1 protein-coding gene is annotated in these 868 nt (G+C 73.6%); it reads left to right on the top strand.

Annotated elements, in window-relative coordinates:
• The coding region (locus FOE67_RS27190) for a M23 family metallopeptidase (protein WP_182667471.1) at window positions 1–755 on the top strand (755 nt) is incomplete at its 5' end.
• Window positions 756–868: the final 113 nt, after the last annotated feature.

The following is an 868-nucleotide window of genomic DNA, read 5'->3' as shown; positions in this document are numbered from 1 at the left end:
GTTCCGCCCTGTTGACCGTCGCCGCCCCCTCCCTGTGCGTGCTGGGCGTCACCGCCGTCGCCACCGCCTCGGTCACCGGCAACGACGCCCCCGGCGAGGCCGGTGAGGACATCGCCCTCGGCGGGGACGAACTCGACGAGGAGGCCGCCGAGGCCGCCCGCGCCGCGCACGCCGTGGCGAACAAGCAGTTCGACACCCAGCTCCAGGGCCTGACCGCCGCCGCCGACGACTACGCCGAGCGCGCCAGCCGCACCCAGGGCCGCATCGACCTCGAGGAGCGCAAGGCCGAGGAGAAGCGCCTGGCCGCGGAGGAGGCCAAGCGCAAGGAGGAGGAGGCCAAGCGGCTGGAGGAGCTGCGGCCCAAGTTCTTCCTCCCGGTGGAGCGTCGCGGCCTGAGCGCCGTCTACGGGCAGTCCGGTCTCAACTGGGCGAACCTGCACACCGGCATCGACTTCCCCGTGCGCTACGGCACCCCCGTGCGGGCCGCCACCGACGGCACCATCCGCACCCAGTACCACGTCTCCTACGGCAACCTGATGATCATCACCGCCCCGGACGGCACCGAGACCTGGTACGCCCACCTGGGCAGCTACGTCTACCAGTCGGGCTTCGTGCAGGCCGGCACGGTCGTCGCCTACTCCGGCAACTCGGGCAACTCCATGGGCCCGCACCTGCACTTCGAGGTGCGCCCCGGCGGCGGCTCCGCCGTCGACCCGGCCGCCTGGCTGCGCAGCAAGGGCCTCGAACCCTCCTGACCGACCCGATCGTTCCGCGCCCCGGGCGCGACCGGATACCCCCGGTCGCGCCCGCGCCGTTTCCCGTACCCGTGCGCCCCTCACCGTCCGCCGGAGCCGGTGCCCCGTCACCC

This window comes from Streptomyces calidiresistens, from assembly GCF_014141525.1.
Lineage (GTDB): Bacteria > Actinomycetota > Actinomycetes > Streptomycetales > Streptomycetaceae > Streptomyces > Streptomyces calidiresistens.
This window is presented reverse-complemented; position numbering and strand designations above follow the sequence as displayed.